The following is a 13,898-nucleotide window of genomic DNA, read 5'->3' as shown; positions in this document are numbered from 1 at the left end:
GGTGCGGGACCGGCCGGTTCGGTGCCGGAGCCCGTGCGGGAGTCTGCCGAGTCCGCGACGGAAACTCACGTCGAACCCGCGGGTTTCGGTAACCTTGCGTATTGAATCAGTGGCGTGAAGTCACAGAAGGCAGTGGCTACAACCCTTTTCCCACGGGCCTGCCGATCATCGAATCCGGCCGAATGGCCTGTTTCCCGCGCTCGTCGATCGTCCTGAAACACTCCCGTTCCCCTCCCACTCCACTCCACTCCCGCCCACTCCGCTCCACTCCCGCCGGGAAGGCGGGAAGGGCTGGGCGGAGGATGGAGGATTCATCCACCGCTGACGTCAAAGATGGACGAACCGTCCTCTGGTGCGGTGCACGCGCGGCGCCTTAGCGTCAGCGAACCCCCGAGGACGGTGCCCTTCCCGCCGCACACCCCGCGCCGGCGAGCCCCCGTCCACCCGCCGCGCCACCACGCGCTCCACCGCCGTCCTCCGATGGAGCCCCCATGTCCCCGCAGCAGTCACCGCAGGCCCAGCCGCCCGCCCCCTCCTCCGCCGCGCCGTCCCTCACCGAGGTCGAGACCCACGGCATCGAGCGCATCCCCGACGCCGACCGCTCCGCCCGGCCCCTGGACCTGTTCCGCATCGCCTTCGGCGGCGCGAACACCTTCGCCACCTGCGTCCTGGGCGCCTTCCCGATCCTGTTCGGCCTCTCCTTCTGGCAGGGCCTCACGGCCACCGTCCTCGGGGTGGTCGCGGGCGCGCTGATCCTGTGCCCGATGGCGGTGTTCGGGCCCGTCAACGGCACCAACAACGCGGTCTCGTCCTCGGCGCACCTGGGTGTCCACGGCCGTGTGGTCGGCTCGTTCCTGTCGCTGCTGACCGCCACCGCGTTCTTCTCCATCTCGGTGTGGAGCTCAGGCGACGCCCTGGTCGGCGGCGCGCACCGGCTCTTCGGCCTGCCGCGCGGCACCGCGTCGTACGCCGTCGCCTACGCGCTGTTCGCCGCGCTGGTCCTCGTGGTCTGCGTCTACGGCTTCCGCTTCATGCTGTTCGTCAACAAGATCGCGGTGACCTCGGCGAGCGTGCTGTTCCTGCTCGGCGCGATCGCGTTCGCCGGTGACTTCGACCCGGGGTACGCCGGTGTGTTCACCGCCTCGGCGGACGCGGCCACGCGGTCCATGTTCTGGCCGTCGTTCATCGGCGCGGCCCTGATCGTGCTGTCCAACCCGGTGTCCTTCGGCGCGTTCCTCGGCGACTGGTCGCGCTACATCCCGGCCGACGCCCCGCGCCGCCGGGTGGTGGGCGCCGCGTTCCTCGCGCAGATCGCCACCCTGCTGCCGTTCGTGTTCGGTCTGGCGGCGGCCAGCATCATCGCCACCAAGGCCCCCGCGTACGTCGACCCCGCGGCCCCCGACTTCGTGGGCGGGCTGCTCGCGATCTCGCCGAGCTGGTTCTTCCTGCCGGTGTGCCTGCTCGCGCTGATCGGCGGCATGTCGACCGGCACGACCTCCCTGTACGGCACCGGACTTGACTTCGCCTCGGTGGTCCCGTGGCTGTCCCGGGTGCGGGCGACCGTGCTGGTCGGCCTGCTGGCCTTCGCGTTCATCTTCGTCGGGCGGTTCGCGCTGAACCTGGTGCAGTCGATCTCGACGTTCGCCACGATGATCGTCACCTGCACCACGCCGTGGATGGTCGTGATGATGCTCGGCTTCTACACCCGCCGCGGCTGGTACGACCCGGACGCACTCCAGGTCTTCAACCGGCGTCAGCGCGGCGGCCGGTACTGGTTCACCCACGGCTGGAACTGGCGCGGCCTGACCGCCTGGTGGGTGTCGGCGCTCGTCGGGGTGCTGTTCACCAACATCCCGGGGCAGTTCGTCGGCCCCCTGGGCGACCTGGCGAACGGCGTCGACATCAGCCTGCCGCTGTCCCTGGCGTCGGCCGCGGTGCTGTTCCTGGCGCTGCTGTGGCTGTTCCCGGAGCCCCGGGCGGTCTACGGTCCCGAAGGGCCGCGGCTGGCCCGAGCGGTCGACGTCCCGGTGCCCCCGGTCACCGGACCGGGCGTGCGGGACGGCGGTGCGGCGGCGGTGCCCGCGAAGGCCGGCTGAGCCGACGGCCGCGGCGTTGTCAGACCCCACCGCTACGTTGGCGGCATGACCAACTTCGTAATGGTGGCGGGCGCGTGGCTGGGTGCGTGGGCGTGGGACGAGGTGACGCCGGCCCTGCGGGAGGCCGGGCACGACGTCCACCCCCTCACCCTCAGCGGCCTCGCAGAGAAGAAGGACCTGCCGGCCGGGCAGCAGACGCACGTCGAGGACATCGTCGGCCACGTGGAGCGCCACGACCTGCGGGACGTCGTCCTGGTCGGGCACAGCTACTCGGGCATCCCGATCGGCCAGGCGGCCGAGCGGATCGGCGGCCGGCTGCGGCGTGTGGTGTTCGTCGATTCCAACATCCCGGTGGACGGCGAGGCGTTCGTGTCGGGCATCGGCGGCGACCACGTCCGGCGGGAGCTCGCCGCGAACAACGGCTCCTGGCCGCCCCTGCCCCCGGACGAGTACGCCGGCCAGGAGCTGACCGACGAGCAGATCCAGCGCATCCTCACCGAGGGCACCCCGCACCCCGGCGCCTCGCTCACCGAACCGGCCGTGCTCGAACGCCCGCTGGGCGAGCTGCCGGCGACGTACGTCAAGTGCCTGCTGGACGGGACCGAGCCAATGCCCGCCGTGGCCGAAGTGCTGAAGAGCGAGCACTGGGAGCTGGTCGACATGGACACCGGCCACTGGCCGATGTTCTCCCGGCCCCGCGAACTGGCCCAGGTCCTGGTCGAGGCCGCGGCCCAGGACTGACGAGCCGGCCGTCCGCTCCCGGAGGTGCCGACCCGCGCCTACCGGCCAGTGTCGTCGGGTGACGCGCGGGACGAACGACTTCGGGAGCGTACGGATGGCAAAGCACTGGGCGGACTTCCAGTACGAGATCGCTGGTTCATGGCCGAGTGCTGCCGCTGCGGCCGGAGAGCCTCACCGCTTCGGCATGGCGCACGAAATGAGTTTCGCGGATCGCTGCGTGCTGGCACCCTCAACCCATCTGCCCACGGTGAAGGACCGCCTCGACCAGTCGGCACTGACCGCTACTTCGTGAGGAGCGCCCAGGACGTGGCTCAGCTTCGCTGTACCGATATCGCTTACGCGTACGGCAGTCTCACCGTTCTGGACGGTGCGGATCTGTCGATCTCGGCCGGAGAACGCGTGGGCATCGTCGCCCCGAATGGAACGGGAAAGTCGACCCTGCTGCGGATAGCCGGCGGTGACCTGCTGCCGGACAGCGGGACCGTGACCCGCGCACCGGTGTCCACCACCGTTGTCCGCCTGGCCCAGGAACGGGACTCGCACGACGGCGAGGCGGTAGGCGACTACCTCGCCCGCCGCACCGGCGTCGCGCGGGCGCAGCAGGAGCTCGACGCCGCCACCCGGTTGCTGGAGCGGCAGCTGCCCGGCGCGGACGACGCCTATGCCGAAGCGTGGGACAGGTGGCTCGCGTTGGGTGGTGCCGACCTTCCCGAGCGTGCCGCCGATGTGGCGGCCGACCTGGGGTTACGGCTGGATGCCCGAGCCACCGCGGAGCTGTCCGGCGGGCAACACGCACGGCTGGCGCTTGCCGCCGTGCTGTTGGCGCAGCCGGACATCCTGCTGCTGGACGAGCCGACCAACGACCTTGACGACGACGGTCTGGCCCGGCTGGAACACCATGTCACGCACAGTCGGGCAGGTATCGCGCTGATCAGCCACGACCGCGCCTTCCTGGCGGCGACGGTGGACACGATCGTGGAACTGGACGAGTTCACCCGCCGCACCAGCGAGTACGGCGGCGGCTGGGACAGTTTCGTCGTCGAGCGCGCCGCCGCCCGGCAGCGCGCAGTGGACGCCTATGCCACCTACGAGACCACCCGGCAGCAGCTGACCCATACGGCCCGGGCCCAGCGGGAGTGGGCGCGTCAGGGTGCGGCCCGCGCCGTCAATCCGCGCCGGCAGCCCGACGGGGACAAGTTCCGCAAAGCCTCGCGGCTCGCCGGCGCGCAGAACACGGGTGCAGCTGCCGCCAAGGCAGAGCGTGCCGTGCACCGCCTTGATGCCGCGGCCCCCGAGCAGGTAAGGGAAGCGTGGCGGCTGCAGTTCACGATCGCTGAGGCCGGCACCCCGTCCGGTACGGCACTCTCCCTGCACGGGGCAGTCGTGCGGCGCGGATCGTGTCACCTCGGGCCCTTGGATCTCGAGGTCGGCTTCGGTGAACGTGTGCGGATCGCCGGCCCCAACGGCAGCGGCAAGACCACGCTGCTGAGCGCCCTGCTCGGCCGCCTGCCGCTTGCCCAGGGCAGGCAGCACACCAGCGCCGCTGCGCAACTGGGCGAGGTGGACCAGACACGGGCCCTGCTGGACTCCGAGCGGTCCACCGCCGACATCGTCGGCGAGGCAGCCGACATGGAAACCGCCCAGGCCCGCACCCTGCTGGCCAAGTTCCGACTCGGCAAGGACCTTGCCCTGCGACCGGCATCGTTGCTGTCCCCCGGTGAACGCACCCGAGCCGGACTCGCACTGCTGCAGGCACGCGGTGTCAACTGTCTCGTCCTCGACGAGCCCACCAACCACCTGGACATCGAAGCGGTGGAACAGCTCGAACAGGCCTTGACCTCGTTCGCCGGCACACTGCTGCTGGTGACACACGATCGGCGCCTGGCCGACGCCGTCCGCGTCGACCGCACCCTCCACGTCAGCGACTACCGGCAACCGTGAGCTGCTGCCGCGCCGACTTCTGGCGACCCGGACGTTCAACTCGGCGGTGACGCTCCACACGGCCGAAGTGCTGCCGGGAGCTGTCAGTACGTCACGGTGATCCGCCGTGCCGGGCCGTCCACGCTGACCAGGCCGCCGTACGGAATCACCAGCTGGGGGTCGGTGTGCCCGAAGTCGACGTCGAAGACCGCCATGGTTTGCGGGGCGTAGGCCGCCAGCGCGCGCAGTACCGCCTCGCGCTGCTCAGCGGCGTAACGCCGCCTGGCCTCAAGACTGTTCGGCTGCTCGAAGGACCATGCCTTGGCTCGGCCCATCAGCAGGGCGGGAAAGCGGGCCAGCAGGCCCCGCTCGCCCATGTTGCGCAGGATGCGGAAGACCTCCTCCCCGTTCGGCAGCTCCTCGGAGGTCTCCAGGAACAGCACGCCGCCCTCGTACGCGGTGGGATCGCGTTCGATCTCGCGGTCGGCCATCAGCAGCCAGGAGAGGATCTCGAGGTTGCCGCCCCAGGTCCGGCCCTCGACGATGCGCTCGGGCTGGTGCCAGATCCAGCCGTTGGCGGGCTGCGCGTCCGGTTCCGCGTCAAAGGTGGCCGGGTCGGCCCAGTCGCGGGCGGTGTCGCGGTAGCGCTCGGCGGGGCGGAGCTCGTACGGACCCGAGGTGAACAGGGCCGCGCGTACCGAGTGGGCGGTCAGGGGGTGGAGCGCGTACGGACGGCCGAGCTCCGTCATCACGCCGGCCCCGTGGTAGCCGACGATGCCCAGGTTGTACAGGAAGATCAGCAGATTGGTGTGGTCGCTGTACCCGAAGAACGGCTTGGGGTTGGCGCGGATCAGGTCGCGGTCCAGCAGAGGGAGCACGGTGATCTGATCGTCGCCGCCGATGCTGGCCATCACTGCCTTGATCGTCGGATCGGCGAAGGCGGCGTGGATGTCGTCGGCGCGCTCCATGGGGGTGGAGCCCATCTTTCGGGTGGTCGGGTATTCCACCGGGTGCAGACCGAACTCCTCACGCAGCCGCTCGAGTCCCAGCTCGTGCGGGAGCGGGAGGAGCCCCGGGAGGCCGGAGGAGGGGGAGATGACCGCTATGCGGTCGCCGGGACTGGGCTTGGGCGGATACACGGGTGGTCTCATGCGGGTGAGGGTAGGAGCCCGACTTGCCGTTGCTCACCTCCATTTCCGGCGGGGTGCTCCCCCGTCGATCACCTGCCGATGCTCCCGACACCGCCCACAGCGCCGGTTGCTGACCGGCAGGAGCGCGCCGTCAGATCCGCGGCGGCCAGCACGCGTAGCCTGCCAGGGGAAGCCCGATGTACGTACGTAGCCCTGCCTGAGTGGCGGAAGGCCGTCGCGTGTTCGGCGTAGGGGTTCGGCGGCTGGTTACTGACTGTCGCCGGTAACGGTGGTCCAGCGCGGGTCGATGCGGCCCAGCCACGCGTCTTGATCGTCGGCCAGTGGTTGCTTCAGAGGAAGTGGGAGGAACCGGCAGGCAAAGGAGAGGCCGGCGTCGTCTCCGTCGCCGCGGACATCGTGTTCCCACGCCTCGGGGAGGCCTGCGGGTGCCTGGAGGTGGAAGAAGCTGGTTCGTCGTGGCTGCCCCGTGTCGGGGTGAGGCTTGTCCTCCACGGCGAGCTGCCGGACCACTGTGGCTGTCAGCAGACCGGTTTCCTCGGCGACCTATCGAAGAACTGCTTCTTCCAGTCCTTCACCTGATCTGACTCCTCCCGCAGGGACCTGGGTACCGGCCTCCGGCATGCCGATGTGGTCGAACACCAGCAGCTCGGGGACGGCACGGTGCCGGACCACGTATGCAGCGACACGGATTCTGGGTCGGGTCATCCCGGCATTGTCCCCATCGGCACCGTTCGTGATCAACGGGAGCGTATCGGCTCCAGGTGCCGCCGGAAACGGCCCTGTTCTCGTACAGGGGTCCGTGACTGATGGGCTCGCATGTTGAGGTGTCGCGTATTCGTCAGCGGAGGCGGGTTCTTGTCCTGGCGGCGCGACAGACAGTGATCTCTGGAGGGGGGAGCCTTGCCTCCACTCTTCGACCTTGCATCGTGACCACGAGTTTCCGCTTACTCCAGGTAGAGAGCTGTCAAGCGTGGCAGTCTGCGAGTCATTTCGCCTTGGTCGTCGAAGTCGAAGTCCCCAGTGGAATCCAGCTCCGGGTATCGGATGGCGAACGCGCCGTCAGGGAGTTGCTTGCCGGTCGCCATGACGTGTGCGTTCCAGACGATGCTCAGCGTCTCCTCACGCGCTATGTCGCCGTTGGCCAGACCGTGGAGGAGACGGACGACGTTGGGGTTGCGGAGCCAGAGGAGTCTCAATGGGCGAGTCAAGACCTGTCTTCTTGCCCTGGGTCTTGCCGGGGATCTTGGTGACCTGCGTTTTCCCTGCTCATGAGAGGTGTGCTCGTGTGCCTGGTGGTCGCCGTTAGCCGTCTTTGGTCACTGTTGAGCGGCCTCGGACGGCCCAGAGACGGCCCACACCACGGTCCGTCGGCTCATCCGAGACCTACGAACTGATGGGCAACTCCCGGGCTCGCTGGCGCCCTTGAGCCCGCAGCTCCTTCGACCGGGTGTGGAAGGCGCTGTGGCGGTTCTGGTCGAGGTTCAACGGGAGATCGAGTTGGGAAATGAGCTGTGACTCCAAGGTCCACGGTTCCTTCTGCTCGACCCAGCACACTCATGCGTTGTCCGCCATCCACTGCCTCAGGGTGGCTTCGCCAGCCATGCCGAAGGTCATCCGCTTACCGCTGCCCACGCGGCGCAGCTCAAGTGCCAGTAGGCAACCGAGGGTGAGCCGCAGAGTGAGCCGGCCGCGTTGCCCCGGTAGTGGTAGCGCACCCGCTTGCGCAGGTTCTGTGTGCTGGTCCGGTTCGCCATGTACCGCGGGGCTATACCGACGTAGAGCAGGCGCCCGGTCTCCAGGTCTGGGTGGGGCGGCTCCCGAAAGTGCCACCCGTACACCCCTGCCGCTGCTCGAACAGGGCTCGGACGCACCAAGACCTCCTGCGCCGACCACAACCGATCGGGACTGACGAGAGTGATAGCTTCCACGAACCCTCCAGACGTGCCATGGCTGATCGTCGCAGGCTACTTTGTAATGGCAGGCGTGCCGGACAACAAAGAATCAAATGCGATTTGAAGTGATTCCGATTTCACTGCCGCTAACTGGCTGCTGAAGAATGGAGACTTGACTCTTGTCGCTCTCTCGAAAGATTCGCTCGACACGCTCGACGAATTGAGAGAATCGCGTCTCCTGATCGCCGTACGGTGCCGCATAAGTACGGTAGAGCGTGAGTTCTACTTCGAGGCGTGACCTGAAGTCCATCACGGAGAGCATTTGCTCCCGGTAGCCCGTCACCTGTAGCGCCCCCTCGATCAACACACTGATACCGCCCAGGGCGGCGATACCCCAGCGGGGTGCTGGCGTGGCAGCTGCCACGACCACGCCAGTTGAGAAAGTGAGAGAGCAGATACGCAGGCGGTAGTAGACGCGTTCACGGCGAGAGGCTTTCTTTCGAGCCCACGCTAAGGCGGACTCCACTTTTCCTAGAAACCACTGTTCCGGATTCGTCGAACTCTTTGGTTCTTCCATGACTCCACCCCATCCATGGTTCGCAAGTGAATGTATGCAGAATGTCGGGGCCTGTCGATCTCGTCAACGGCCTCTTGGAGAGGTCGGAGGGATCCCAACAGGCGAGTCAAGAGCCGTCGAGTGCGGTCAGTAGCCGGTGCCGGTGTACTGATCACCGGTCCCGCCGACCAGCGGATCTGAAGAAGCCCACGGCTCTAAGGGCTTGCCGATCATCAAGGTGTTGCTTTCGGGGCTGGGGCTCGTTGATGTCGTATGCGCATCCCGGACGAGACTCGTGATCAACTTGCTGTGAAGTTCGCGGTGTTGTTCCCGCATCTGGACGAGCGGCAGCGGCGGCTGCTGATGGGCGCGGAAGTCCGAGGGCTGGGGCATGGCGGTGTCCGGGCCGTGGCTCGGGCGGCCGGGGTGAGCGAGACAACGGTCCGCAAGGGTGTGTCCGACTTGGAAGCGGGCGAGTTTCTGCTGGGGCGGGTGCGGCGGCCGGGCGGCGGACGCAAACGCGTCGCGGACCTCGACCCTGGACTGCGGACTGCACTGTTGAGTCTGGTCGAGCCGGACGAGCGCGGGGATCCGATGTCGCCGTTGCGATGGACGACCAAGTCGACCCGCATGCTGGCAGCCGAGCTGACCCGCCAGGGGCACAGGGTCGGTGCCGACACCGTCGCCGGTCTGCTGCGAGAGGAGGGTTTCCGTCTGCAGGCCAATGCCAAGACGCTCGAGGGCAGTCAGCATGCGGACCGGGATGCCCAGTTCCGTTATCTCAACGAGCGAGCACGTGAGCACCGGGATGCCGGCCAGCCTGTGATCAGCGTGGACACCAAGAAAAAGGAACTGGTCGGCGACTTCAAAAACCCCGGCCGTTCCTGGCGGCCGACGGGCGATCCGATGCCGGTACGCGTCCACGACTTCGCCGACCCGCAGCTGGGCAAGGCCATCCCTTACGGAGTCTACGACCTGGCGGCCAACACCGGCTGGGTCAACGTCGGCACCGACCATGACACTGCCGCGTTCGCGGTGGAGTCGATCCGCCACCGGTGGCACGGCCAGGGCCGCGTCGCCTACCCGCAGGCTTCACGACTGTTGATCACTGCCGATGCGGGCGGCTCCAACGGCTACCGCACCCGGGCCTGGAAACTCCACCTCGCCCGGCTGGCCGCCGAAACCGGCCTGACCATCACGGTCTGTCATCTACCGCCGGGCACTTCGAAGTGGAACAAGATCGAGCACCGACTCTTCTCCCACATCACGAGGAACTGGCGCGGCCGCCCACTGACCAGCCACGAAGTCATCCTCGAGTCCATCGCCGCGACCACCACCCGCACCGGACTGCGCGTGAAAGCCGAACTGGACACCAACACCTACCCCACCGGAGTCAGTGTCGACGACGCCGAGATGGCGGCCCTGCCGCTGACCCGCCACGCCTTCCACGGCGACTGGAACTATGCCCTGCATCCCCGACCAGTCCCGGCCGTTGCGGAACCTCACACCTCCCAGACACCGGTAACGCAGTGGGGCCGTGCACTGCTGTCCACCCCCACACTGACCGGGATGTCCGGCCATCAACTGGACCGTCTCATTCAAACCCTGGCCCCGAAAGGAGATACCCAACGCGGCCGCCCGCCCCGACTCGCCTTCCCCGACCAGGTCCTGGCCACCGTGCTCCACCTACACGTCAACCTGGCCGCAGAACCCCTCGCCGTGCTCTTCGACAGCAGCCGCACCGCCATGCACCGCACCCTGCTGAAGATCAGACGACTACTCGAGGCAGAGGGCATCGCCATCCCGCCGACCACCACCCCACCCGCCGCTCTCACAGCCCTTCACGCCAGAGTCACTGCCCAAAGCAACAACCCCAACGGAAAGATCAAGACGACACGTTGATGATCGGCAAGCCCTTAGATGCCGTGGGCTTCTGTCGTTGTCGGTCGGCGTCGGCTGACCCCGGACGGCCCAGAGACGGCCCGGATGTCTATGTGCTGGGCGCACTGGCATCCTGGCATCGAGGGGGAGACATGGCACTGGGACGCAAGGGATCACGACGCATAGTTGTCGACGGAACGACCTACCGCTGGCGGCTGCGGCGCAGGCCCACCTACTGCCAGGCTCTCTGCTGGTCGCCGTGCACTTACGCCGCGGAGCATGCAGAGCACCCTGGGACGACTCTCGTCGTCACCACGAATCAGCCTCACACCGGCAATTGGCTCGGACGCCCGGGCACCCCGGTACTGCCCTCCGATGTCGCCGATGCCATCGGGACCGCCCTACGGCAGGGTTGGAATCCCACGCGTGCGGGCTCACCGTTCCACCTCGACCAGTCCGCCGGCTTCTCTCCCTCGCTTTGAACTCGCCGTAGGTGAGCACCGCTTTAGGAGTTCGATCCGCGTACGCTCCAGCCGCAGAGTTCTGCGGTGGCGTAGTCCGCCCAGGGGCACGCAAGTGTGCTGGTTTCCCGCGTCGTTGATGTCATCCGTGGATGTCAACCTGGTACGACAGCCGCTGAGGTTGCCAGGCCTGAGCATCGGCAGAATGGGGCCATGGACTCTGGACTTGCTGCACTGCTCGGCGCCGCCGTGGGCTCACTCGCCACCCTCGGCTCCGCGATGGTCACCGGGCGCGCGGCTGCGCGCTCGCAGTTCGCTCAGTGGCGCCGGCAGCACCGTCGGGACGCCTACGCGAACTACCTGGCCGCGGTGTACGACCGGGATGTCGCCCTAGATGCGGTGCGCGACTCGTTGCGGGGGGACCGACCAGACCTGCGGGAAGTTGACGAGAAGATGGAGTGTTTCTACGCCCAGGTCCGCGGCGTTCACCGAGCTGCCGAGTTCGTCATCCTCGAAGGTCCGCAGTCCGTGGTGGAGGCGCTCTATCGTGCGGTGCATGCGGCCGACGCCCTGGCCGAGGTCATGCGGCGAATGGTGCGTGATGCCCATGCGGGTGACACATCCCGCAAGGCTGCGGACACCGCACTCGCCGCTGAGCGGGAGCACCTGCTGTACCAGGCGGTGAAAGGCCTCCGCGTAGCGGCTGCGGATGTCCTCGGCGACAGTCGGATACGCGTCTCCTAGAGGTTGTCCCGTATGGGGTGCGGGTTGTCCGGTGAGGGCCAGGTTGTGGAGTCGGGCGATGCCGAGCATGGCCTGGTGAACGCTGTTGCCCTTGAGCCGGCAGTCGCGCAGGATCTTCCAGTTCTTCAGCCGCGACAGGGCGTGTTCCACGCGAGCTCGCGCCCGGCGGTGGATGGCGTTCTCCGCTTCCTGTCGGGGGCTGAGGTGCGTCTGACCTCGTCGCTTACGGTGCGGGATGAGCAGGCCGGTCCCCTGGTAGCCGCCGTCGGCGATGGTCGGTGCGCCGCGGCAGGCCCGATCGACGCCGGACTCCGTGAACGCCCGACAGTCGTTGCGGCTGCCAGGCAACGGCAAGCCGATCGCCACCACCAGGCGGCTGTTGGCGTCGATGACGACCTGCAGGTTGGTCGAATACCGGTAGTTCTTGCTCGAGGCGGCGACGCTGCGGTCGCGGGTAGGCACCAGGGTGCCGTCCACGATGTAGACAGTGTCCTCGCGAGGCCGACGAGCCGGCGAGACAGCCAGCAGAGGTGCCAGGTGATCGAGGATGCGGTCGGCCGCCGACTTCGAGACCCCGAACAACGGCGCCACCTGCCGCAACGTGAGGTTCGTGCGCCAGTACGTCGCCACCAGCAACACCCGGTCCTCCAGCGGCAGCCGCCACGGCCGGCCCCGCTGCACGTCACCACCGCGACGCCGTACCAACGCCACCAGCCTGGCGAACTGCACCTCGGTCAGCCCCGAGAACGGCTCGATCCACTTCGGATCATCTGCTGAGATCACCCCGCCCATGCCCAGCCAACGCACCAACCGCCCCACCGGTTACGGGACAACTTCTAGTCGTTTGGTCGGCGGAGCCTTGAAGCAAAAGCAGGACCGTCGACGATCTTGAAAACCGTCGTGGCGCGAGTCACCGTGGGTTCAAATCCCACACCCACCGCGCAGGTGAACGGCCCCTGACCAGGCGAATCGGTCAGGGGCCGTTGCGTTGCGTCGTGCCCGCTCGACACCGCGGTTCCCTGCGGTTCCCCGTGCGATTGGGCACGGATGGGGCACGGACGACTTCTGATCTTCCTCAACTCTGCTTCACTGATTGGCACCTGCGCCGGTACTCGAACCACCAGCGCTGAGCAGGGGAAGGGCTGCCGTCGACTGTCGTCATCTGTTGTCGTCGGCCCCCTTCGGACGGCCCACAGACGGCCCGAGCTGCCCCGGTCTGACCAGCCAACCTCGTGTCCGAGATGGGGATGAGGGGTGGCGCTTGCAGCGCTCAGCCGCAAAGGGCCGCGCGCTGCGGGCGCCGACTGTCCGTTTGGTGCTGTGTGGGTGTGGTGATCGCCGCTACGTCAAAGTCGAGCGAGCCTTCCTCTTGATGTGGCAGGCTTGCGACAGATGGATCGCATCAGAATTCATGACATCGAGGGGGCGTGAGGTATATGGATGATTCCGACACCGATCCGTTGGCTTCAAAAGTATTAAGATGGCTCTCGGATCAGGGCTATCCGCTGGAAATGAGAGTGGCCCAGAAATTGCGAGACAATGCCATCAGGTTTACTCAGTCCGAGTACTATCGAGATGCAGAGTCTGGCGATCTCAGGGAAATTGACCTCAGCATCCGAATCCCCCTGCGCGAATATGATGAAGAAATTCCAACCCCCTACCTCTGCCCTGTCATTGAGTGCAAGAGCTCTCCTGGGAAACCTTGGATTCTCTTCTCTGGCGGGGTGAAACTCTCCGATGGCGCAAAGATCGCACAGCGTTACGTGCTGGAGAGAGCATGGAAGCACTGGAGCAACTTCGCCAGCCAGGCCGTGAAGGGGCGGGTCGGGTCCGGGCCCTGGGAGCTTCGCTTCCCGTCGTTTGCTTACGGCGATCCACCTGCCTACTCGGCCGTCCGCACTAGCCTGGGGAAAAGCAGGGAGGATGCGGCATACGGAGCCATGACGAGCGTCACGAAGGCTGCGTATGGAATCGCGAACAAGTATCCACTGCGTGGAAACACTGCGTATCACATCGCTATGCCAGTGATCGTCGTTGATTCCCCCATCTATTCTTGCAGGTTGGGATCCCACGGAGAGCCTGAAATCGAAAAGGTGACCAAGGGAACTATTGTTTGGCGAAACAGGGTTCCCGCCAACGAAGCAAGCCATCCGATCATCACCGTTCTGTCGGAAGAGGCGCTCCCGGAGTTCTGTTCGAACCTGAATAGGACCGCCGATTCACTCAGAGCGTATTTCGAACGCTATCCCTGGCATGATCACCCGATGTGAGACTCAGGTCGGCGGAGTCGACTTTGGGGCCGATCCATCTCCAGCAAGGCCGTGACCAGGGGCAAGAGTGCGGGAGCCACGTCTCCGGTGCCATTGTGGAGGAGACGGGTGAGTGTGTCGGCGAGAGTGCACTGTTCGCAGAGGCGCCCGCCGAGCAGGAGTCCTTCGAAGCCGCAACGGTCGCAG

General features: G+C 66.9%; 10 protein-coding genes and 3 pseudogenes. 7 read left to right on the top strand and 6 right to left on the bottom strand.

What is annotated here, in order from left to right; genetic code table 11:
- Window positions 1-491: 491 nt before the first annotated feature.
- The 4 genes from ACIHCX_RS10510 to ACIHCX_RS10495 all read left to right on the top strand — a co-directional run bounded on the left by ACIHCX_RS10510 (window position 492) and on the right by ACIHCX_RS10495 (window position 4,778).
- A complete protein-coding gene (locus ACIHCX_RS10510; protein ID WP_400028509.1) occupies window positions 492-2,096 on the top strand; it encodes a purine-cytosine permease family protein in 1,605 nt (534 codons plus the stop codon).
- Between the two features lie 45 nt (window positions 2,097-2,141).
- Window positions 2,142-2,837, top strand: a complete 696-nt coding sequence (locus tag ACIHCX_RS10505) for an alpha/beta fold hydrolase (RefSeq protein WP_400028508.1) — start codon at window positions 2,142-2,144, stop codon at window positions 2,835-2,837.
- A 94-nt stretch (window positions 2,838-2,931) separates the two neighbouring features.
- Complete coding sequence (locus ACIHCX_RS10500) at window positions 2,932-3,129, top strand: hypothetical protein (protein ID WP_400028507.1); 198 nt, start codon at window positions 2,932-2,934, stop codon at window positions 3,127-3,129.
- A 14-nt stretch (window positions 3,130-3,143) separates the two neighbouring features.
- Window positions 3,144-4,778 carry an ABC-F family ATP-binding cassette domain-containing protein gene (locus tag ACIHCX_RS10495; RefSeq protein WP_400028506.1) on the top strand — a complete coding sequence of 545 codons (1,635 nt, stop codon included), beginning with the start codon at window positions 3,144-3,146 and terminating at the stop codon, window positions 4,776-4,778.
- 83 nt (window positions 4,779-4,861) lie between these two features.
- Here ACIHCX_RS10495 and ACIHCX_RS10490 read toward each other — a convergent pair whose 3' ends face one another.
- The 5 genes and pseudogenes from ACIHCX_RS10490 to ACIHCX_RS10470 all read right to left on the bottom strand — a co-directional run bounded on the left by ACIHCX_RS10490 (window position 4,862) and on the right by ACIHCX_RS10470 (window position 8,377).
- Window positions 4,862-5,908: a S66 peptidase family protein gene (locus tag ACIHCX_RS10490; RefSeq protein WP_400028505.1), complete on the bottom strand. Its 1,047-nt coding sequence runs from the start codon at window positions 5,906-5,908 to the stop codon at window positions 4,862-4,864.
- Between the two features lie 246 nt (window positions 5,909-6,154).
- Window positions 6,155-6,613 (bottom strand): annotated as a pseudogene (locus tag ACIHCX_RS10485) (NUDIX domain-containing protein).
- A gap of 239 nt (window positions 6,614-6,852) precedes the next feature.
- A complete protein-coding gene (locus ACIHCX_RS10480) occupies window positions 6,853-7,104 on the bottom strand; it encodes a hypothetical protein (protein WP_400028504.1) in 252 nt (83 codons plus the stop codon).
- A gap of 187 nt (window positions 7,105-7,291) precedes the next feature.
- Window positions 7,292-7,540, bottom strand: a pseudogene (locus ACIHCX_RS10475) (GIY-YIG nuclease family protein).
- Window positions 7,541-7,909: 369 nt separating this feature from the next.
- Window positions 7,910-8,377: a DUF4231 domain-containing protein gene (locus ACIHCX_RS10470; protein ID WP_400028503.1), complete on the bottom strand. Its 468-nt coding sequence runs from the start codon at window positions 8,375-8,377 to the stop codon at window positions 7,910-7,912.
- A gap of 252 nt (window positions 8,378-8,629) precedes the next feature.
- On the opposite strand from ACIHCX_RS10470, the gene ACIHCX_RS10465 reads away from it, so the two are divergent.
- Both ACIHCX_RS10465 and ACIHCX_RS10460 read left to right on the top strand, forming a co-directional pair.
- Window positions 8,630-10,258, top strand: coding sequence for an ISAzo13 family transposase (locus tag ACIHCX_RS10465; protein WP_400028502.1), 1,629 nt, complete (start codon window positions 8,630-8,632; stop codon window positions 10,256-10,258).
- A 131-nt stretch (window positions 10,259-10,389) separates the two neighbouring features.
- On the top strand, window positions 10,390-10,719 hold the full coding sequence (locus ACIHCX_RS10460) for a hypothetical protein (RefSeq protein ID WP_400028501.1): 330 nt from the start codon (window positions 10,390-10,392) through the stop codon (window positions 10,717-10,719).
- Between the two features lie 750 nt (window positions 10,720-11,469).
- Here the strand turns inward: ACIHCX_RS10460 and ACIHCX_RS10455 are convergent.
- Window positions 11,470-12,234, bottom strand: a pseudogene (locus ACIHCX_RS10455) (transposase); the annotation flags it as partial.
- Between the two features lie 644 nt (window positions 12,235-12,878).
- On the opposite strand from ACIHCX_RS10455, the gene ACIHCX_RS10450 reads away from it, so the two are divergent.
- Window positions 12,879-13,712, top strand: a complete 834-nt coding sequence (locus ACIHCX_RS10450) for a hypothetical protein (RefSeq protein ID WP_400028500.1) — start codon at window positions 12,879-12,881, stop codon at window positions 13,710-13,712.
- Window positions 13,713-13,898: the final 186 nt, after the last annotated feature.

The sequence above is a fragment of the Streptomyces sp. NPDC052043 genome, assembly GCF_044548235.1.
In the GTDB taxonomy this organism is placed as follows: Bacteria; Actinomycetota; Actinomycetes; order Streptomycetales; family Streptomycetaceae; genus Streptomyces.
Note: the sequence above shows the minus strand (reverse complement) of the source record. Positions and strands in the feature narration are given on the sequence as shown.

Excerpts from the sequence above, each read along its gene's own strand:
- ACIHCX_RS10510 (WP_400028509.1), top strand. The coding sequence starts at position 492 with ATGTCCCCGCAGCAGTCACCGCAGGCCCAGCCGCCCGCCCCCTCCTCC.
- ACIHCX_RS10505 (WP_400028508.1), top strand. The coding sequence starts at position 2,142 with ATGACCAACTTCGTAATGGTGGCGGGCGCGTGGCTGGGTGCGTGGGCG.
- ACIHCX_RS10500 (WP_400028507.1), top strand. The coding sequence starts at position 2,932 with ATGGCAAAGCACTGGGCGGACTTCCAGTACGAGATCGCTGGTTCATGG.
- ACIHCX_RS10490 (WP_400028505.1), bottom strand. The coding sequence starts at position 5,908 with ATGAGACCACCCGTGTATCCGCCCAAGCCCAGTCCCGGCGACCGCATA.
- ACIHCX_RS10470 (WP_400028503.1), bottom strand. The coding sequence starts at position 8,377 with ATGGAAGAACCAAAGAGTTCGACGAATCCGGAACAGTGGTTTCTAGGA.
- ACIHCX_RS10465 (WP_400028502.1), top strand. The coding sequence starts at position 8,630 with ATGCGCATCCCGGACGAGACTCGTGATCAACTTGCTGTGAAGTTCGCG.
- ACIHCX_RS10460 (WP_400028501.1), top strand. The coding sequence starts at position 10,390 with ATGGCACTGGGACGCAAGGGATCACGACGCATAGTTGTCGACGGAACG.
- ACIHCX_RS10450 (WP_400028500.1), top strand. The coding sequence starts at position 12,879 with ATGGATGATTCCGACACCGATCCGTTGGCTTCAAAAGTATTAAGATGG.